The sequence below is a fragment of the Rhodococcus sp. NPDC019647 genome, assembly GCF_044389235.1.
Lineage (GTDB): Bacteria > Actinomycetota > Actinomycetes > Mycobacteriales > Mycobacteriaceae > Rhodococcus_F > Rhodococcus_F oxybenzonivorans.
The window spans coordinates 259,814-280,316 of record NZ_JBIRXS010000003.1; the positions used below are offsets into that span (position 1 = coordinate 259,814).

Sequence of the window (20,503 nt, forward strand, 5' to 3'; positions counted from 1 at the left end):
CCGCCGGAGCCGCCCCTTGGCGGAGTCCGCAGACGAAGAGAGAGAGCAGTATCCATGCGTTTTGCCAGAACGAGGTTGTCTCAGCGCCTCAAGCAGCGTGCGATGGCAGTAGGTGCCGCCGCACTGGTACTGCCTGTGGCCGCAGGAGTCGCTGGTGGAGCCGTCGCCGTGGCAGCACCCGCTCACGCCGCCCCCGTCCACACCGCACCGTCGGGTGGATACGAGGAGCTGTGGGTTCCTTCTTCGATGGGGAACATCAAGGTCCAGGTGCAGTGGGCAGCTCGTGGTGGTAGCGCCGCGCTCTACCTGCTCGACGGCCTGCGTGCCCGCAACGATCGCAACGCGTGGAGCTTCGAGACCAACGCGCTGGACCAGTACCGCAACGACAACGTCACCCTGGTCATGCCGGTCGGCGGCGAGTCGAGCTTCTACTCCGACTGGTACGCGCCCAGCAACTTCAACGGCCAGCCCGTCACGTACAAGTGGGAGACCTTCCTGACTCAGGAGCTTCCCAACTTCCTCGCGAACTACGGTGTCTCCCGCACCAACAACGCGGTTCTCGGCCTGTCGATGGGTGGCAGCGCCGCTCTGACGCTCGCCGCGTACCACCGCGACCAGTTCAAGTTCGCCGGTTCGCTCTCCGGGTACCTGAACATCTCCGCTCCCGGCATGCGTGAAGCCATCCGGGTCGCGATGCTCGACGCCGGCCGGTTCAACGTCGACGCGATGTGGGGCCCGCCGTGGAACCCGGCGTGGCTGCGCAACGACCCGTTCGTGTTCGCTCCGCGTCTGCAGGGTCTGTCGATGTACATCTCGGCCGCCAGCGGTCTGCCCGGTGAGTTCGACCACCCGCGTGCACCGATCGACTACTACAACACCGCCAACGGCATGGGACTCGAGGCGCTCGCGCTGGCCAACACCCGCGCCTTCCAGGTTCGCCTGGCCACCCTCGGTGTTCCCGCCCACTTCAGCTTCCCCGCCAACGGCACACACTCGTGGCCGTACTGGAGCTCGGAGCTGTGGAAGGCCCGCGGACAGATCCTGGACACGCTCGGCGCCTGGTGATCTGAGCTCGACATCGAATGCCGTCCCACCTTCCGGGTGGGACGGCACTCGTCGTTCGGACCGGGTCTGTCAGAAGTAGTCCCGAACCGGGGGAACGGTCGGAATTCGCGTACCCGGGAGTGCGCAACGACATGTTTTGTCAGTAAGGTGATCCCGTCGAGACGCCACCCGCGCAGCGATCGCTGCGCGGGTGGCGTCTGTACGTGAGATTTTCACGAGAGTTCGAGTGGTTGCCGCGTCCGCGGCGCGCGAGGGATCAACCGAAGGGAAGACGATTTCATGCGAGTTGGGGGTTCGACGAGAACGAGCGGGTGGGCCAGACGCACCGCCGCCGCGATTGCTCTGGCAGTAGCACTGCCGCTGGGCGTGACCATGGTGGGCGGCGGCGCGACCGCATCCGCGGCCTTCGACCCTGCAGCCCAGGACTTCTGGGTCGACTCGAGCATGGGCCCGGTCAAGAGCCGCATCTGGCGTGCAGCTGACGGCAACACCAGCCGCGTGGTGTACCTGCTCGACGGCCTCCGCGCCCAGGACGACCTCAGCGGCTGGGAAATCAACACCGACGCCGGGCCGTTCCTCGCCGCGCAGAACATCAACGTCGTGCAGCCGGTCGGCGGCCAGTCCAGCTTCTACTCCGACTGGTTGTCGAACTCGACCTTCAACGGTCAGAAGACCACCTACAAGTGGGAGACCTTCCTCACGCAGGAACTCCGCAATGCGCTCGCGGACCGCCTCGGGTTCCAGTCCACCCGCAACGGTGTCATCGGCTTGTCGATGGGTGGCAGCGCCGCTCTGACCCTCGCCGCGTACCACCCGGACCAGTTCAACTACGCCGGTTCGCTCTCCGGGTACCTGAACATCTCCGCTCCCGGCATGCGTGAAGCCATCCGGGTCGCGATGCTCGACGCCGGCCGGTTCAACGTCGACGCGATGTGGGGCCCGCCGTGGAACCCCGCGTGGCTGCGCAACGACCCGTTCGTCTTCGCCAACAAGCTCCGCGACAACGGCACCCGCGTCTGGGTTTCCGCCGCGAACGGCATCCCCGCCCCCGGCGGCGCCGCTCCCACCGGGGTCATGGACGTGTTCAACGCCACTACCGGCGCGAGCCTCGAGGCGTTGTCGCTGGCCAACACCCGCGCCTTCCAGGTGCGGATGGCGACCATCGGTGCCAAGAACGTCACCTACAGCTTCCCGCCCCGTGGCATCCACAGCTGGCGGTACTGGCAGCAGCAGATCCATGATCTGGCACCGGATCTCAGCAACACCATCGGCTAGCCGGAAATAGCTCGGAAGTAACAATTGCACCAGCGGTAACAGCGCGGCGCCCCCACTCGTCAGTTGATTGCGTGTAGAAAGAACCGGAACGTGAGGCAGTGTTCCGTGTTGTGGCCTCGACGCGCAGAGAGAGAGTGAACGCCATGCGAGTAGGCCTGCTCAGGGCAGAACGTCAGCGTGTGTCGGCCGGAGTGGTCCGCGGAAGGGTCCTCACCTCGCTCGCCGCTGTGCTCGTGGTGCCGGTGGCGGTCGGGTTCACCTCGACCGCCACCGCGTCCGCTGCGCCGGTTGCCGTGCATGCGGCTCCGGTGGCTACGCAGGCGCCGAGTGGCGCGACCATTCATCACGTCGACTGGCTGTCCGACCGCCGGGTCGCGCTGTGGGTCAACTCTCCGTCCATGGGTGTGCCGATTCAGGTCCAGTTGTTGCTCGCCCGCGATTGGAATTCCAAGCCGACCGAGAAGTTCCCGTCGGTCTGGATGCTCGACGGCCTGCGGGCGCAGGACAACGAGAACGGCTGGACACTCGAAACGGACGCCGAATCGTTCTTCGCGGACAAGAACATCAACGTCGTCCTTCCCGTGGGCGGTCAGTCCAGCTTCTACTCCGACTGGGTGGCGCAGGACAACGGCCAGAACTACCAGTGGGAGACGTTCCTCACCAAGGAACTGCCGCCGATCCTCCAGAGCGACTGGCGCACCACCCAGACGCGTGGAGTGGTCGGGTTGTCCATGGGCGGGACGTCGGCCATGTTCCTCGCCGCTCGCAACCAGGGATTCTTCGACTTCGCCGCGTCACTGTCGGGCATGCTGACCACCACGGCGCTCGGAATGCCGCAGGCCGTCGCGTACGCCATGAGTGATGCCGGCGGGTTCGACGCGAACGCCATGTGGGGACCTCCGACCAGCTCGGCGTGGGAAGAGCACGACCCGTACCTCCTGGCCGACAAGCTCAAGGGTGTCAGCCTGTACATCTCCAGCGGCAGCGGAACCACCGGCCCGTACGACCAGCCGTCGGGCATTCCGGGCGTGAGCACCAATTACGCGGGCATGGGTCTGGAAATTCTTTCGCGCCTCACCTCGCAGACGTTCGCCACCAAGCTCAACAAGCTGGGCATTCCCGCGCAGGTCAATTACCGCCCGTCCGGGACGCATTCGTGGCCGTACTGGCAGTTCGAGCTGCACCAGCTGTGGCCGCAGCTCGCCGCCGCCGTGGGCATCGAGGCAGACAAGCCGGTGTGCGGCACGGGTGGCTCCATTGCCGGGGTCGCGGCGGCCAGCCCGTGGATCGGGGACTGCCTCACACCCGAGTACAGCCTCGCGGGCGGCACGGTGCAGGACTTCCGCTTCGGCAGGATCTTCGCCAAGTCCGACACGGGCACGCATCCGGTTGCCGGGGTCATCGGCGGCGCCTACCAGGCGGCGGGCGGTCCGGCAGGGCCACTCGGCTACCCGACCACACCCGAGCTGGGCACACCGGACGGTCGCGGTCGTTTCAATCACTTCGAGCACGGGTCCATCTACTGGACACCGCAAACCGGTGCGCATGCCATCCGCGGGGCCATTCTCGCGGAGTGGGCACGCCAGGGCTGGGAGGGCGGGCCGCTCGGTTACCCGGTGGCCGACGAGGTGCCCACCCCCGGCAAGGACGGTGTCGTGCAGGGCTTCGAGATCGGCGCCATGTATTACAGCCCCGTCCACGGCACGCACCGCGTGCAGGGGATGATCATGGGCAAGTACGCCGAGCTCGGGTATGAAGGCGGATGGCTCGGGTTCCCGAAGACCAGCCAGATCGCCGTCAAGGACGGCGGCCGGTTCAACGAGTTCGAGGGCGGCAACATCTACTGGAGCCCGTTGTCCGGCGCCTGGGCGATCGAGAACGGCCCGATCTTCGACGCCTGGAAGAGCGTCGGCTACGAAGCCGGCCGGATCGGCTTCCCGATCAGTGACAAATTCGTCATCCCCGGCGGTGTGCAGCAAAATTTCCAGACCGGCTACATCACCCTGATCGACGGTAAGGCCGAAGTGCACTGATGCGCGTAGTGCAGCGGGCGGGACCGGTCCAGCGGACCGGGTTCCCGCCCGATCTGCGTCTGTACCCTGTCGAGAGACAACGACTTGGAAAACTAGGACGGAAATAGATGCCGCAGCATTCACGTATCAGCACCACCTTCGCACGAGCACTGGCGACCGGCGCGATTGCAGTTGCAGCAAGCGGATTGCTCGTCGGATGCGGCAGCGACGACTCCACGGCGACGTCCACTCCGTCCGCGACCACCACCACGGCAGTGGCCACGTCCAGTGCCACCGAGAGTTCGGCGCCTGCTCCCAGTGGAAGTGCCACCTCGTCGGCGCCGGTGACGAGCCCCGGCCAGGCGGCGACCGCGCCGCCGGAGCAGCCCGAAGAAGTTCCCGGTGACTTCCCCGGGCCCAGTGAGGTTCCCGTCAGCGCGGACGGTCAGCGGTTCCTCGCCGCGCTGAAGGACAAGGGCATCGAACCGGCGGCCGACGGCACCATGGCCGTGAGCACCGCCGACTTCATCTGCCAGTCGAAGGCAGAAGGCAAGAGCGACGCCGACACGATGGTGTTCGTCACGGCGATGGTGGGCTCCGAGGCTGCTGCGGCGGGCAAGGAGCTCAGCCAGGAGCAGGCGATAGCCGACGCGCAGACCTACGTGGACGTCGCGCACGCCACCTACTGCAAGTAAACGCCGATGACGGGGACCGGGCGCGGAACGCGGAAGAAGAAGAGCAGCCTCCTGCGCAAGCTCGTACTGCTGGCGGCCTTCCTGCTGGTGGTTCTGCTGGCACTGATCGCACTCTGGTATCTCCTTGCGGGGCGGCTCCCCGAACCCATCCCGAGCCCGCCCGGTCCCGATCGGCCCGATTCGCAATCCGCGAGCTGCCCTGACGTCCAGGTCGTCGTCGTCCCGGGAACGTGGGAGTCCAGCCCCACCGATGATCCGTACAACCCGTCCGCGAACCCGGCGTCGCTGATGCTCAATGTGTCCCGGCCGTTGCAGCAACAGTTTCCGCCGTCGCGGGCCGACGTCTACACGGTTCCGTACGTCGCCCAGTTCTCCAATCCGGTCGCGTTCCCGCCGGACGGCCAGCAGTCGTACAACAACAGCCGGGCCGCAGGGATGGCAGCCGCCAACGACATTCTCATCCGTCGCCACGCCGAATGCCCGCTGACGAGCTTCCTGCTGACCGGTTTCTCGCAGGGTGCGGTGATCGCAGGCGACATCGCGTCGAGCATCGGCGCCGGTGACGGTCCGGTCCCGGAAGACCTCGTGCTCGGTGTCGGACTCATCGCCGACGGCCGCCGGGACCCCTCGGCCGCCACGAATATCGGTGCTCCGGTCGTCGGTGTCGGCGCGGAGTTGTCGCTCGCCGGGCTGCAGATTCCGGGCATCACGATGACCGGACCGCGTCCCGGTGGGTTCGGGGAACTGGCCGACCGCACGGTCGAGATCTGTGCACCGTCGGACGGCATCTGCGACGCACCCGCCCGGGCTTTGGCGCCGGGCAATTGGATCGGCAGCGCGCTGCGCCTGCTCGAGTACAACAACAACCCTGTCCACGCGCTGTACAACTCGTACGTCGTGGACGGAAACGGCACCACTGCCACCCAGTGGATGGCGCGGTGGGCAGCGGAGAAGATCGCCGCCGCGCCGACGCCGCCGCACAGTTGAGTTTGTGACTGGTGGGTATGCCGGGGTCCCTGATCCGGAAATCGTCCCAAACAGAGACGCACGCCTCGTACTCGCCGGTAGTGTGCGTTTCTCGGCACCGGTAGAGTGCTGCACTGTTGCGGCACCACCCGTGCCCATCCCACCGATGTTCACGTCCTGTTGCGCGGGCGTTTCACCACAGGAGAAGCGATACATGAGTTCCGAGGCCAGCCCGCCCCGTAAGTTCCGATTCGCGGCCGGCGGCGAGGGCAACGCAGACGAGGGCGGCGCGCGCCGGTTCGTCAAACTGGCCCAGAAAGCCGAGGAACTCGGGTTCGACAGCTTCATGATCCCTGATCACCTGGGTAATCAGGTGGGGCCGATCGCCGCGCTCGGTGCGCTGGCCATAGCCACCGACAAGATCCGTTTGGGCACCGCGGTGCTCGCCAACGGCTTCCGGCACCCGGCGATCCTCGCCAAGGATGCGGCCACCATCGACGTGTTGTCGGGTGGACGCCTCGAACTCGGTATCGGCGCCGGGTGGATGAAAGAAGAGTTCGACAAGGGTGGCATCGACTACGAGCGACCCGGCGTGCGCATCGCGAAGCTCGAGGAGTCGCTGCAGATTCTCGACACGCTGCTGCGCGGCCAGGAATGCAACTTCGACGGCAAGTACTACCAGATCAAGGGCCTGACCGGCAGTCCGCGGCCCCGCCAGGGCCCGCGCCCGCCGATCGCGGTCGGCGGTGGCGGCCCCAAGATGCTGGCTCTTGCCGCCAAGTACGCGGACATCATTTCCGTCGCCACCCCCACCAGCAAGGAAGGCAAGCTGCTGCTGTCGGGGGTCACGCTCGAGAAGACGATGGAACGGGTCGAGCGGATCCGCGAAGCGGCCGGTGAGCGATTCGACGACATCGAGCTGAACTGGACGATCACGACCATCGTCATCACCGACGACCGGGAGCAGACGGCCGAGATGGCACTCTCGGCGCTCGATCAGGGCTTTCCACCCAACATCGAGGTGGACGCCAAGCTCTCGGTCGAGGACATCCTCAACTCGCCCTACCTGGCGATCGGCAGTTTCGACGAGATCGCCGATCAGATCCGGATGGTGCGCGAGAAGACGACAATGTCCTACGTCGGCGTGTTCCCCACACAGATGGATGCGTTCGCGCCGATCATCTCGCAACTGAAGGGCGAGTAGACGCAGCGTAGCGAGGGCGGCGATGCCAATCTGTAACATATCGATGGTTTGGAATCGATGCACTTATTCGGGTGAGTCGCGTTTCGCGTGATTCCCCACGAGTTGTACAAGATCCGATTCGGCGAAGGAAGTCTGGGGCGCAGGCATGCCGGTGGCGTGCCTGTGTGATCGCTTCGGAGGAGATGGAATGAACGCGAAGTTCGATGATTTTATCGACGAGAAGGGCCATATCCGGCTCGACTCGGACAGTACGTTGGTCGACTATGTCCAGCGTCACACGCGAGAGAACTCGGACGAGTTGGCGTACCGCTACATCGACTATTCGCGGGACCGTGACGGTGAAGCCCACGAGCTGACCTGGGAACAGTTCGGTCATCGCCTGCGTGCTGTCGCCGCCCGCCTCCAGCAGGTCACCAAGCCGGGCGACCGTGTCGCCGTCCTCGCGCCGCAGGGTCTCGACTACGTCATCTCGTTCTTCGCCGCAATCCACGCCGGCACCATTGCGGTGCCGCTGTTCGATCCCGACGAGCCCGGTCACACCGACCGCCTCCACGCCGTCCTCGGTGACTGCAAGCCCTCCGCGATCCTCACGGCCACCTCCTCCGCCGCGGGTGTTCGCCAGTTCTTCCGGTCACTTCCCGCAGCCGAACGCCCTCGCATCATCGCGGTCGACGCCATTCCTGACAGCGTCGGCGACAGCTGGGTTCGCCCCGAGATCGACCTCGACGACATCGCCTACCTGCAGTACACGTCCGGCTCCACGCGTGTTCCCGCCGGTGTCGAGATCACCCACCGTGCCGTGGGCACCAATGCCCTGCAGATGGTCGACTCCATCGAGCTCAACGAGAACTCGCGCGGCGTCACGTGGCTGCCCCTGTTCCACGACATGGGCCTGCTGACGGTCATCCTGCCTGCGCTGGGCGGCAAGTACATCACCATCATGAGTCCGCGTGCCTTCGTGCAGCGTCCGTACCGCTGGATCAAGGAGCTTGCCGCGGTTTCGGACGGCGCGGGCACCTTCGCCGCTGCCCCCAACTTCGCCTTCGAGCACGCGGCCGCCCGCGGTCTGCCGAAGAACGGCGAGAGCCTCGACCTGAGCAACGTGATCGGCCTCATCAACGGCAGCGAGCCGGTGACGACGTCGTCGATGCGCAAGTTCAACGAGGCGTTCGCGCCCTACGGTCTGCCCAAGACGGCGATCAAGCCGTCGTACGGCATGGCCGAGGCCACCTTGTTCGTGTCGGCGACCCGGCATTCGGACGAGGCCCGGGTCATCTACGTCGACCGCAACGAACTCAATGCGGGACGCGTCGTCAAGGTCGATCAGGACGCCGAGAACGCGATCCCGCAGGTGTCGTGCGGATACGTGGCGCGCAGCCAGTGGGCGGCGATCGTCGATCCGGAGACGGGCATCGAGCAGCCCGACGACCGGGTCGGGGAGATCTGGCTGCATGGTGAGAACATCGGCACCGGCTACTGGGGTCGCACCGACGAGACCGCGGAAACGTTCCACAACAAGCTGACCAACCGGCTCGTCGAGGGCAGCCACGCCGAGGGCACACCCGAGGATGCCAATTGGATGCGGACCGGGGACTTCGGCGTCTACATCGACGGTGAGCTGTTCATCACGGGCCGGGTGAAGGACCTCGTGATCGTCGACGGCCGCAACCACTACCCGCAGGATCTCGAGTTCTCCGCGCAGGAGGCGAGTAACGCCCTGCGGCCGGGTTTCGTGGCCGCGTTCGCCGTCCCGGCGAACCAGTTGCCGTCGGTCGTGTTCGAAAACACACAATCGGGGCTGTCGTTCGATCCCGACGATTCCTCGGAGCAGCTCGTCATCGTCGCCGAGCGTGCTCCCGGCGCCGGCAAGGCCGATCCCCAGCCCATCTCCGACACGGTGCGGGCAGCCATCTCGAGCAGGCACGGTGTGACCGCACGGGACATTCTGTTGGTTCCGGCGGGATCGATTCCGCGCACGTCGAGCGGCAAGATCGCCCGCCGCGCCTGCAAGGCGAGCTACATCGAAGGGACCCTGCGTGGCGGATACACGCAGACGGCGTTCCCCGATAGCGTTTCCGACTAGTCCACTTTCTGACGGGTAGCTTGGTGAGTTGATGGCTGAATTGAATGAAGACCGGGGTAGCAGCGCGAGTGCGACCACGAGCGATGCGGACCGGGCGGCGGGGTCTGCCGGCGACATGACGGTTGCGCAGCTGCGTGAGTGGCTCCGTAACTGGGTCGCCGACGCCACCGGCCAGCCGGTCGCCCAGATCACCGACGACCGCCCGATGGAAGAGTTCGGCCTCTCGTCCCGCGATGCCGTCGCCTTGAGCGGCGAGATCGAGGAACTGGTCGGAGTGACGCTCACCGCGACGGTCGCCTATCAGCATCCGACCATTGCCTCGCTCGCCACGCGCATCATCGAGGGTGAGCCCGAGCAGATCGACGATTCGGCCGATGCCGCGTACTACGCGTCCGGGCCGACGTCGGACTCGCACGACATCGCGATCGTGGGGCTCTCGACCCGATTCCCGGGAGCGGGGGAGACCCCCGTCGAGATGTGGGAGATGCTCGCGCAGGGCCGCGACGGCATCTCCGACCTCCCCGAGGGCCGGTGGGAGGAATTCACCGCCGACCCGCAGATCAAGGCGGCGGTCGAGAAGGCCAACACACTGGGTGGCTACCTCGACGACGTGAAGGGTTTCGACGCGGAATTCTTCGCCATGTCTCCGCTCGAGGTCGTCAACGTCGATCCGCAGCAGCGCCTCGCGATGGAGTTGACCTGGGAGGCTCTCGAGCACGCCCGCATTCCCGCGAGCGATCTCAAGGGCGAGCAGGTCGGTGTGTTCATCGGCAGCTCGGCCAACGATTATCAGATGCTGGCGGTCAGTGCCGAGGGCGGCGCCCACCCGTATGCGCTGACCGGCACGTCGACGGCGATCGTCGCGAACCGTGTCTCCTACTTCTACGACTTCCGCGGGCCTTCCGTCGCGCTCGACACGGCGTGCTCCTCCTCGCTGGTCGCCGTCCACCAGGCGGTGCGTTCGCTGCGGACCGGCGAATCCGACGTCGCGCTTGCCGGTGGCGTCAACATGCTCATCGCGCCCCCCGGGACCCTCGGGTTCGACCAGCTCGGTGTGATGGCCGCCAACGGGCGCATCAAGGCTTTCTCCGCTGACGCCGACGGCATGATCCGGGCAGAAGGCGGCGGACTCGTCGTTCTGAAGCGCCTCGAAGATGCCGAACGCGACGGTGACCGGGTTCTGGCCGTGATCGCCGGTAGCGCGGTCAACCAGGACGGCCGCTCCAATGGTCTCGCGGCACCGAACCCGGACGCTCAGGCCGATGTGCTGCGACACGCATACCGCGACGCCGGCATCAATCCTTCGGCTGTCGACTACATCGAAGCTCACGGCACCGGCACCATCCTCGGTGATCCGATCGAGGCCGACGCGCTCGGCCGCATCGTCGGGCGTGGACGTGCGGACGACAAGCCTGCGCTCCTCGGGTCCGCCAAGACCAACTTCGGCCATCTCGAGGCGGCCGCCGGTGCGGCGGGGCTCATCAAGGTCGTGCTGGCAATGCAGGAAGACACCCTGCCGCCCACCCTGAACTATGCGGGACCCAACCCGTACATCGCGTTCGACAAGGCACACCTGCAGGTCATCCCGGAAGGTGCGGCCTGGCCGCGCTACTCGGGATCCGCGGTGGCCGGTGTCTCCGGATTCGGTTTCGGTGGCACCAATGCTCACGTCGTCGTGCGGGAATACACCGGGCCGGTTGCGGACGAGGAAACCACCGGCGCCGACAGCGCCGACGCGACAGACGTCGCCGCGCAGGTCGATGAGACCTCGGCTGTCGATGAGACCGGGGCTGTGGAAGAGACCGCGGCTGTGGAGCAGACCGTCGTCCTTCCGGTGTCGGGCGCGCTGCCCTCCCGACGTCGCCGTGCCGCCGCCGATCTCGCCGACTGGTTCGAGACGGAAGCGGGCAGCACCACGCCCCTCGCCGATGTCGCTCGTGCCCTCGCGCGCCGCAATCACGGTCGTTCTCGGGCCGTGGTGCTGGCGAAGACGCGTTCCGAGGCGATCACCGGATTGCGTGCGGTCGCCGCGGGTAAGCCGGGACATGGTGTGTTCTCGGCTGATTCACCGTCGTCGAAGGGCCCGGTGTGGGTGTTGTCGGGCTTCGGTTCACAGCACCGCAAGATGGCCAAGCAGCTGTATCTCGAGAATGCTGTGTTCGCTGCGGCCATCGACGAAGTGGACGCGCTGATCGAGGACGAGGCCGGCTACTCCATGAAGGAGAAGTTCCTCGACGACAGCGTCGACTACGACGTCGAGACGTCGCAGGTGGGCATCTTCACGATCCAGATCGGCCTGGCGGCGTTGCTCCGCCATCACGGCGCCGAGCCCGAGGCCGTGGTCGGTCACTCCATGGGCGAGGCCGCGGCGGCATTCATCTCCGGTGGTCTGCCGCTGGAGGACGCAGTCCGGGTGATCTGCGCCCGATCGCGTCTGATGGGTGAGGCCGAGGCCACGCTCGAGGGCGACGACATCCGCCTGATGGCGCTCGTCGAGTACAGCGCGGCCGAGATCGAGACCGTTCTCCCGGACTTCCCGCACCTCGAGGTCTGCGTGTACGCGGCCCCGACCCACACGGTGATCGGCGGACCCGAGTCCGAGGTCAACGCAATCGTCGCGCGGGCCGAGGGTGAAGAGAAGATGGCCAGGGTCCTTCAGACGAAGGGCGCGAGCCACACCTCACAGGTGGACCCGCTGCTGGGCGAGCTGGCCGCCGAACTGGCCGGAATCGAACCCACCAAGCTGAAGTGCGGCGTGTACTCGTCGGTCGATCAGGACACCTTCTACCGCGCCGGCCTTGAGCCGATCCACCGCGAGGAGTACTGGACCAAGGGTCTGCGGCACAGCGTGTACTTCACCAACGCCGTGCGCCTCGCCGTCGGAAGCGGGCACACCACGTTCGTGGAGCTCGCCCCGAACCCGGTGGCCTTGATGTCGGTGGCGGCCACGGCCTTCGACGCCGGTCTGCACGACATGCAGCTCATCCAGACGCTCAAACGCAAAGAAGACGAGTCGCTCGGTGTGCTCGCCGCGCTGGCGCAGCTGTACGTCCACGGACACGCGGTCGACCTGTCGTCGTTGCTGCCCGCCGGCGACTACGCGTCCGTGCCGCGCACGGCGTGGCTCCGGAAGCCGTACTGGGTGCACAGCCGCATCACGTCGAGCGGCAACAACCGAGTTCCCGGTGCGCACGTGTCGTTGCCCGACGGCCGCCACGTGTGGGAAGTCCAGGCAGATGCCGTCACCGACCTGCCCGCGTTGGTCACCGCCGCCGCGGCCCAGGTGCTGTCGGATGTTGCTCTGACTGCGTCGATTTCCCATGCCGACGTTCCGGCGGACGGAACCCTCACCACCACGCTCACCACCCATCCCGGTGGTGCGTCCGTTCAGGTGCATGCCCGGACCGCGTCCGGTTTCACGCTGCTGTTCGATGCTGCGGTCTCCTCGGGAGCGGTGCTTCCGGAGCCTGTCGCTACCGCGGCGCCGGCGGCCGAGCCGGTGGAGGAACTGCCCGAGGTCGTCGAAGACATCGGGGACAAATGGGACCCGAACGGTTCGCAGTCGCTGGATGATCGCCTGGCGCTGATCGTTGCGGAGTCGATGGGTTACTCACCCGAGGATCTGCCTGCCGAGATCCCGCTCATCGAACTGGGCCTCGACTCGCTGATGGCGGTGCGCATCAAGAACCGCGTCGAGTACGAGTTCGACATCCCGCAGCTTCAGTTGCAAGCCGTCAAGGACGCCAACCTCATGGAGGTGGGCAAGTACCTGCGATACGCGGTGGAGAACCGTGAAGAGGTGCAGGCGCTCGCAGACAAGCAGAAGGCCGAGAGGGAGGCCGCCGAGGCCGCGGAGGCCGCGGAGGCCGCCAATGTTTCGGAGTCTGTGACCGAACCCGCCGCGCCGGTGTCCGAGGCGGTGACCGACCCCGCCTCACAGGAAAGCGTTGTCGCGAACGGCAATTCGATGGACAGCAAGGAAGCGTTCGCCGATGCGACGGGTTCGGACGTCCCACCGCGTGATGCGGCCGAGCGACTGACCTTTGCGACGTGGGCCGTTGTCACCGGTGAGTCCGCGAAAGGCATCTTCAACACGTTGCCGATCGTCGGCGACGAGGTGGCGGAGAAGCTGGCCGCACGCCTGTCCGAGCGTGCGAACGGGGACATCACGTTCGACGACGTCCTCGATGCCACCACCATCGAGGAGCTGGCCAATGTGGTCCGCGGATTCCTCGAGGACTCCGGCAAGATCGACGGGTTGGTGCGCACACTGCGTGCGCGTCCCGAAGGGTCCACTGCCGTACCGGTATTCGTGTTCCATCCGGCCGGTGGTTCGACCGTCGTGTACGAGCCGCTGCTCAAGCGACTGCCCGAGGGCACGCCGATGTACGGGTTCGAGCGCACGGAAGGTCCGATCGAGAAGCGGGCCGCCGAGTACCTTCCCTTGATCCGTGAGATCCAGGGCAACGGGCCGTACGTGCTGTACGGCTGGTCGCTCGGTGGTGTGCTGGCGTACGCGGTGGCGAAGCTGCTGCGGGCCGAGGGTGCCGACGTCCGGATCGTCGGCCTGATCGACACCGTCATGGCGGGTGAAGAGGTGCCGGAGACTCCGGACGAAATCCGGAAGCGCTGGCAGCGTTACGCGGCGTTCGCGAAGAAGACCTACAACGTCGACTACCCGCTGCCGTACGACAAGCTCGCGGCGGCGGGCAGCGACGAGGAACAGGTCAAGATCCTCACCGAGTTGCTGAAGCTGAGCGGCACCAAGATCCCCGGCGGCATCATCGAGCACCAGCGCACGTCGTGGCTCGACAATCGGGCCATCCAGACTGCCGAGCTGGAGCAGTACGACGGCGACGTGGTCCTGTACATGGCCGACCGCTATCACGACGACGTCATGCAGCTCGAGCCCGCTTTCAAGACTCGTAAGCCCGACGGCGGCTGGGGTGACGCGGTGGAGAACCTGGAAATCATCCACGTCGGTGGCGACCACCTGCAGATCGTCGACGAGCCGTACATCGCCAAGGTCGGGGCCGATCTCACCAAGAAGCTGGCGGCCATCCACGCCGTCGGAATCGGAGCACAGTAGTGACCACGACCACCGCAGAGAAGCTGGCGGAGCTGCGCGAAAAGCTCGACGTCGCCAAGGAACCGGCGGGAGAGCAGGCGATCGCCAAACGTGCGAAGAAGGGCATTCCCAGCGCACGGGACCGCATCGACATGCTCCTCGACCCCGGGAGCTTCATCGAGGTGGGCGCACTGATGCGCCAGCCCGGTGACCCCAACGCCCTGTACAGCGACGGCGTCGTCACCGGCCACGGCACCGTCGACGGACGCCCGGTCGCAGTGTTCTCGCACGACCAGACCGTGTTCGGTGGTTCCGTCGGTGAGATGTTCGGCCGGAAGGTCGCGGCCATCATGGAATTCGCGGCCAAGATCGGCTGCCCCTGCGTGGGCATCAACGACTCCGGCGGCGCCCGAGTCCAGGACGCGGTCACCTCGCTGGCGTGGTACGCCGAGCTCGGCCGCCGGCAGGAGCCGCTGTCCGGGATGTGCCCGCAGATCTCGATGATCCTCGGCAAGTGTGCCGGTGGGGCCGTGTACGCCCCCATCAACACCGACATTCTGGTGGCCACCGAGGAGTCGTACATGTTCGTGACCGGACCCGACGTGGTGCGGAAGATCACGGGCGAGGACGTCAGCCTCGAAGAACTCGGTGGCGCCCGGAACCAGGCGCAGTACGGCAACCTGCACCATGTCGCGGCCGACGAGAAGGCCGCGTTCGAGTGGGTTCGCAAGTACCTCAGCTTCCTGCCGTCGAGCTGCATGGAGCAGCCGCCGGTGGTCAACCCGGGTCTCGAACCGGAGATCACGGACTCGGACCGCGATCTGGACACCTTCATTCCCGACGCCGACAACGCCGGCTACGACATGCACGACATCCTGCTGCGGATTTTCGACGACGGCGAGTTCCACGAGATCGGCGGGCAGGTCGCGCTCAACATCATTACCGGCTTCGCCCGCGTGGACGGACGCACGGTCGGCGTGATCGCGAACCAGCCGCTGGTCGCGGCGGGCGCCCTGGATGCCCAGGCCTCGGACAAGGCCGCGCATTTCATCCGCATCTGCGACGCCTTCGACATCCCGCTGGTGTTCGCCGTCGACACCCCGGGATTCCTTCCAGGTCTCGAGCAGGAGCGGATCGGCGTCATCAAGCGGGGCGGCCGGTTCATCTTCGCGTTCGTGACGGCGACGGTGCCGAAGGTGACCGTCGTGATCCGCAAGGCGTACGGCGGCGCGTACGCGGTCATGGGGTCCAAGCAGCTCGGTGCCGACATCAACTTTGCGTGGCCCACCGCCCGCATCGCCGTCATGGGCGCCGAGGGTGCCGTCGATCTCATCGGCCGCCGTCAGATCGAGGCCGCCGGCGAGAACGCACCCGCGGTCCGGCGTCAGCTGATCAACTTCTACAACGAGAACATCGCAACGCCGTACATCGCCGCCGAGCGCGGCTACATCGACGCGGTGATCGAGCCCTCCACGACCAGGCTCGAGATCCGTAAGGCGCTGACGATGCTGCGCGACAAGACGGTGCAGCGCAATCCGCGCAAGCACGATCTGATGCCTCTCTAGCTGATCCGCGGCGATCAAGGCCGATGTCACACAGTCCGATTCGATTGCTGTGACATCGGTTCGGCGCCGTCGCCACCGCCGAACCCTGCGGGAAGTCCCGGCGACCGCTGAGTGTGCCCGGTGACGGCGAACACCGAGGGACGCGGACGAGAAGCTGCGAGCGACCGGGCGGCGCGAAGGTCTGCCAGCACCGTCGCCGGTGCCGCCGAAATCTGCTCGGGCGAGTGACTGACCACGACGATGCCTTCCCGCTGCATGCGCGCCCGCCGAACGATGGTGGCCTCGTGCAGTTCCGGGGAGAAGTGATACCTCGGCGAGTCGAGCTCCCATGCCAGGGCCACGTCGTCGAGCCACCCCTCCGGGCGGGCGAGCCACTGCCCCGTCGCAGAGAGCACGTCGACGCCCTGCTGCAGTGGCGGAAGGTCACTCGAGCCGTACAACATTCGGGCGTGAACCTCGGCGACGGAGTGCGCGTCTTCGCTGAGCTCCCGCAGTACCGCGCGCGGCACCTGGCTTCCGCGGTGGCTGCCCGACGCCAGTTCGCGCGCCAGGTCGTCGACGGTGACGCCGCCGCGCTGGATTCCGTCGGCGAGCAGCGCACGACACCTGTCGGGTAGCAGGGTCCGCCGCGCCGCATCCAGGAGGCTGCGTTCGGGAGGTGCGAGCCGGAGCAGTCCACGCCGGACCGGGGTGGGCATCCGCCACGTCCGCTCGACCTTCACATACGCCCAGTCACGTCGATGGCAGACAGGCGGAACGAGCAGCAGCACATCGTTTCTCGACGCCGACCGGCTGTACCCGAGAGCGGTGAGCGCCGCGTGCCCGGACAACATCGAGTCGGGCCCGCCGTACTCGAGCGCCGCCAGGTTCCGTTGCAGCGTCGTCGGCGGTCCGTCGTGCAGCAGGACCACGCCGGGCAGGATGCGCTGCCACGGGCCACGCTCACCGCAGCGGGCGGAGATGGTTCCCTTCGCGATGCCCAGCCGTTCCAGCTCGGCCGTCCGCACCACCGCGTCCCGGCTGATCGCGGTGATGGCAGAAAGGTCGTCGGCCCACATTCCACGTCGCATGGATCAGAGCATGCCGGACCCTGCCGGGGTCACCTCCGGGAAAGTGCAGGTGGCACTTTTGCCCTGTGGATGAACCGGAAGTTGTGGATAACTCGCTACGGGCTGTCGTAGACCCGCAGGGTGCCGGGCGACCACAGTCCGGACCTGGTGCTGGTGGCGGTGTCGACGGTGGCCGCGGTGGCATCCGGGTAGTACCGGTCGAAACGCTCGAGCGAGCCCCAGTCCCGACCCCAGTCGTCCCGCATGTAGGTGGGGATGGCGGTGGCGCCTGCCAGCAGTCCGGTGAACCCGAGCGGGCCACCGTTCTCGGCGGACTGCCAGGTGTCGGTGGAGCTGACGGCGAGTGGCCGGTCGGGGAGGATGCGGTAGTTCGGCATCTCCGCGACCCCGTTCTGGTGGTCGAACGGTCGCTGGCATGGGAATTGAAGCCCCACGGCCCAGTCGAGGAGAACGGGCTGCGTGCTGCCGATCGTCGAGTTGAGCGTGTCGAGCGTCGGAACCCGCGGCGGGGTGAACGCGAGCCACTGGTCGCCGGTGAGGTTGGGATCGTTCGCGATGATCCGGACCGCGTCGGTGTCGGGGGCGAGCTCGTCGATGGGGACCCGCAGGTTCCGCCACGACGGCGCGGGCCCGATGTCCTTGGGCAGGTAGGTGCCCTGGATCTGCACGGTGCCGTCGGGCTGACGCTTGCCGTACTCGACGAGGAGGGACTGCCCGTAGGTGGTGGCGCCGGTCGGGTCGACCGACCAGATACGTCCGGCGGCCGACATGACGACGAGCGGGGAGTTATCGCTTCGCTCGGGAAGCGCGTACCAGCTGGACGACAATGTGGCCGGTTCCTGGACGCCTTCCTGGTAGCTGCCCATGACCGGGGTGGTGCTGGGGTCGAGTCCGAACGGCAGCTTGGCGGTGCTGCCGTTGACGCCGGTGCGGCCGGTGCCGCCGCTGGTGCCGGCGCTGCCGCCGGTCTCGAAGCTGGGGCCGACGCTCTGGTTGTCGGTGTTGCCCATGCCCTGTTTGACCTCGACGTAATCGGCGGTGAGGTCGGCGGGCACACCGTTGGGGGAGAAGCCGGTGGGCGCGGCGCCGCCGAGTGGATCGGCGGGGTCGGCCAGCGGCGTCGTGGGGTCGGGGATGGGTGCGAGATTGCCGCCGTTGGTGTCGCCTTCGACGAGGACGTCCTCGGCGAGGCCGCACGTCTGACCGGCAACGGAGTCGAAGTTGGATCGTGCCAGCGAATACGCCGGGTATTGGGACACCGCGCCCTTGAGCAGGGAGACCACCTCGAACAGCACCATGACCCCGGCAATGACGGTGAGCGGTGCGGCGGCGAACTTCCTGATGCGCCTGCCCTTTTCGGTGTTGGGCCGGACGGGCGGCGCGGCGAAACCTTCACGCAGGTACTGCCAGGCGGCGAGGGCCACCGCGAGTCCGAAGAGGACGAGGAAGAGGGTGTTCGACTCGCGGCCACCCAGCGACACCGTCTTGTCGAACCACGGCACCCCGAAGCTCGACACGTACCAGTACCCGTTGATGCCGGCGAAGGTCAGCGCGAGCATCAACAGCAGTCCGGCGAGGAAGATGGTGCGGTTGCGGCGCGATCGCAGCGCGGACGCCGACACCGCCACGGCGGTGAGCGCTGCAAGTGAACCGGCGATGCCCGCGTACGCCCCGAAGTGGTGGGTCCACTTGGTGGGGTTGAACATCATGAAGAAGATCGTTCCGAACACCACTCCGAGCAGGCGCCACGACGGTCCGGTGGCGGCACCGGGAATTCGCCTGCGCCGCAACAGAATGAACAGTGTGGTGAGCAGGCACAGGATCATGGTGAGGAACGCGAACCGGCGAGCGACGGATCCGTCGACGGTCGGCACGAACAGGTAGTAGTAGCGCAGGAAGTCCTTGTACCACTCGAGGTTGGGGCCGATCAGAGTGCGGACCCGGGTGGCTTCGAGGACGGCCGCCAGGGTCTGATCGGCGAACACCACGACCAGGACGATGGTGCCGGCGGCGGCGATCGGCGCCAGCAACGGCAGCGTCCCCACCTGTCGGTGACGTTTGACGATGATGCGGACCAGCGGCCGGGTGCCGGCGAGGAGGGCGGCCACACACATCAGGCCGGTCGGGGCTGCCGCGAGTGTGAAGGCACCGATGAGCACGGCAACGGCTGCGGGCAGGAGCCGCCCGGTCGCGATCGCGCGCTCGATGGAGCACCAGGTGAGGAGTGCACCGAGGGCGACGATGGGCTCGGGACGCAGGCCGTTGTTGTAGGGCAGCCAGAACGCGAGGAAGACGAGACCCCCGGTCCACAGTGCCACCTTGTTGCGGCGCACGGAGCGTCCGAGGCGGGGAGCCACCTCGCGGCTGATCACCAGCCAGCAGAGAATTCCGGCGATCAGGGCGGGCAGACGAATGAAGGGGCTGGCCGTCGAGATCTTCGCCATCGCGGCCAGGACGTCGTAGTACCAGCCGAACGGGGCCTCGGGGACACCGAACCAGCGGAAATAGTTGGCCATGTATCCGGCGTGGTCGGACACCCGCGCCATGGTGAGCAGATATCCATCGTCCGACGTGTTGGCACCGATGAAGTGCCAGACGACGAGGGTGCCGACGACGAGGGTGTCGAGGCCGGTGAACTTCCACCAATGCGACGGGAAGAAGTTGCGGTGCCCCCGTCCGTCCGTGCCGTCGAGTCTGCCGAGGGCGACCATGGCGATGGCCGTGGTCAGGAGCGCCACGATCATGGCGACGAGCTTGATCAGCGTGGGGCTCGACGAGAACCGGGAATCGACGTCCATCGTGAACGAGAGGCCGGCCGGGGCCGCGCCGTTCGGGAGATCACTGAAGACCCCGACCACCTGCGGCCGCAGATCGCCGGTCAGCTGACCGGCGATGGGAACCCCGGTGGGGGTGCGGAGGCCGACGAACTCCGCCGAGGTGGTGTCGATGTCGGACGTGATGCGGATCTCCGAGCAGGCGCCCGACTGCACCTGTTCGCGCGGTGCCGTCGCGATGGTGACGTTGCGGTCGAGGACGTCGACGGACTTGTCCGACACGCGCACGAACATCGCGTTCAACGCGGCGCCGTCACCCTGCGCGGGTGCGGTCGAGAGCAGGATGCCGCCCCGCTCGGGCAGCTCCGCGACGGCGGAGCACGGGATCGTGGCCGACAGGGCGACCGGTACCTGCGACATCAGCGGTGCCTCGAGGTCGCTGACCTGGCCGTTCTCCGGCCAGTTGACCGTTGCGGTGCTCTGCTCCACGGGCATGAACGGGGTGGCCAACGCCAGCACCAACCCGATGAGGCCGGTGACGACGGCGACCAGACGAGCGGTCCGGTACTCGCCCCGTCGGTCCTGCCGGGCAGGCGGCGGGGCAGCTGCGGGTTCGGACACAGGGATTGTCACGGCGTCGGGCACGGTTGTCGATGGTATGTCAGGAACCTGAGGAGTCATATCGGCGGTTCCCTACGCCAAGCAAGAACTTACCCGTCGGTAACG

General features: G+C 66.9%; 11 protein-coding genes. 9 read left to right on the forward strand and 2 right to left on the reverse strand.

All coding sequences use genetic code 11. The features are described from left to right. Positions 1-54: 54 nt before the first annotated feature. The 9 genes from ACH49N_RS08785 (at position 55) to ACH49N_RS08825 (ending at position 15,933) form a co-directional block, all read left to right on the forward strand. Positions 55-1,065, forward strand: a complete 1,011-nt coding sequence (locus ACH49N_RS08785) for an alpha/beta hydrolase family protein (protein WP_159918802.1) — start codon at positions 55-57, stop codon at positions 1,063-1,065. 279 nt (positions 1,066-1,344) lie between these two features. Next, the gene (locus ACH49N_RS08790) at positions 1,345-2,340 is read left to right on the forward strand and encodes an alpha/beta hydrolase family protein (RefSeq protein WP_159918803.1); all 996 of its coding nucleotides are present in this window, start codon (positions 1,345-1,347) and stop codon (positions 2,338-2,340) included. A gap of 143 nt (positions 2,341-2,483) precedes the next feature. Next, entirely contained in the window at positions 2,484-4,373 is a 1,890-nt protein-coding gene (locus ACH49N_RS08795) for an alpha/beta hydrolase-fold protein (RefSeq protein ID WP_358271719.1), read from the forward strand. A gap of 107 nt (positions 4,374-4,480) precedes the next feature. After that, on the forward strand, positions 4,481-5,047 hold the full coding sequence (locus tag ACH49N_RS08800) for a DUF732 domain-containing protein (RefSeq protein ID WP_358271717.1): 567 nt from the start codon (positions 4,481-4,483) through the stop codon (positions 5,045-5,047). Positions 5,048-5,053: 6 nt separating this feature from the next. Then, positions 5,054-6,034, forward strand: coding sequence for a cutinase family protein (locus tag ACH49N_RS08805; protein WP_159918806.1), 981 nt, complete (start codon positions 5,054-5,056; stop codon positions 6,032-6,034). A gap of 193 nt (positions 6,035-6,227) precedes the next feature. Further along, on the forward strand, positions 6,228-7,217 hold the full coding sequence (locus ACH49N_RS08810) for an LLM class F420-dependent oxidoreductase (protein WP_109326047.1): 990 nt from the start codon (positions 6,228-6,230) through the stop codon (positions 7,215-7,217). A 187-nt stretch (positions 7,218-7,404) separates the two neighbouring features. After that, a complete protein-coding gene (gene fadD32, locus ACH49N_RS08815) occupies positions 7,405-9,300 on the forward strand; it encodes a long-chain-fatty-acid--AMP ligase FadD32 (protein WP_250765602.1) in 1,896 nt (631 codons plus the stop codon). 115 nt (positions 9,301-9,415) lie between these two features. Further along, positions 9,416-14,389, forward strand: coding sequence for a polyketide synthase Pks13 (pks13, locus tag ACH49N_RS08820; RefSeq protein WP_358272059.1), 4,974 nt, complete (start codon positions 9,416-9,418; stop codon positions 14,387-14,389). Next, positions 14,389-15,933, forward strand: coding sequence for an acyl-CoA carboxylase subunit beta (locus tag ACH49N_RS08825; RefSeq protein ID WP_109326052.1), 1,545 nt, complete (start codon positions 14,389-14,391; stop codon positions 15,931-15,933). Before pks13 ends, ACH49N_RS08825 begins: the two co-directional genes overlap by 1 nt. Before the next feature lie 26 nt (positions 15,934-15,959). Here the strand turns inward: ACH49N_RS08825 and ACH49N_RS08830 are convergent, their stop codons facing one another. Then, on the reverse strand, positions 15,960-17,003 hold the full coding sequence (locus tag ACH49N_RS08830) for a hypothetical protein (RefSeq protein WP_358271714.1): 1,044 nt from the start codon (positions 17,001-17,003) through the stop codon (positions 15,960-15,962). Between the two features lie 95 nt (positions 17,004-17,098). Continuing rightward, positions 17,099-20,422, reverse strand: a complete 3,324-nt coding sequence (locus ACH49N_RS08835; protein WP_358271712.1) for an arabinosyltransferase domain-containing protein — start codon at positions 20,420-20,422, stop codon at positions 17,099-17,101. Between the last annotated feature and the right edge of the window lie 81 nt (positions 20,423-20,503).

Excerpts from the sequence above, each read along its gene's own strand:
- pks13 (WP_358272059.1), top strand. The coding sequence starts at position 9,416 with ATGACGGTTGCGCAGCTGCGTGAGTGGCTCCGTAACTGGGTCGCCGAC.
- fadD32 (WP_250765602.1), top strand. The coding sequence starts at position 7,405 with ATGAACGCGAAGTTCGATGATTTTATCGACGAGAAGGGCCATATCCGG.
- ACH49N_RS08810 (WP_109326047.1), top strand. The coding sequence starts at position 6,228 with ATGAGTTCCGAGGCCAGCCCGCCCCGTAAGTTCCGATTCGCGGCCGGC.
- ACH49N_RS08800 (WP_358271717.1), top strand. The coding sequence starts at position 4,481 with ATGCCGCAGCATTCACGTATCAGCACCACCTTCGCACGAGCACTGGCG.
- ACH49N_RS08795 (WP_358271719.1), top strand. The coding sequence starts at position 2,484 with ATGCGAGTAGGCCTGCTCAGGGCAGAACGTCAGCGTGTGTCGGCCGGA.
- ACH49N_RS08830 (WP_358271714.1), bottom strand. The coding sequence starts at position 17,003 with ATGCGACGTGGAATGTGGGCCGACGACCTTTCTGCCATCACCGCGATC.
- ACH49N_RS08790 (WP_159918803.1), top strand. The coding sequence starts at position 1,345 with ATGCGAGTTGGGGGTTCGACGAGAACGAGCGGGTGGGCCAGACGCACC.
- ACH49N_RS08785 (WP_159918802.1), top strand. The coding sequence starts at position 55 with ATGCGTTTTGCCAGAACGAGGTTGTCTCAGCGCCTCAAGCAGCGTGCG.
- ACH49N_RS08805 (WP_159918806.1), top strand. The coding sequence starts at position 5,054 with ATGACGGGGACCGGGCGCGGAACGCGGAAGAAGAAGAGCAGCCTCCTG.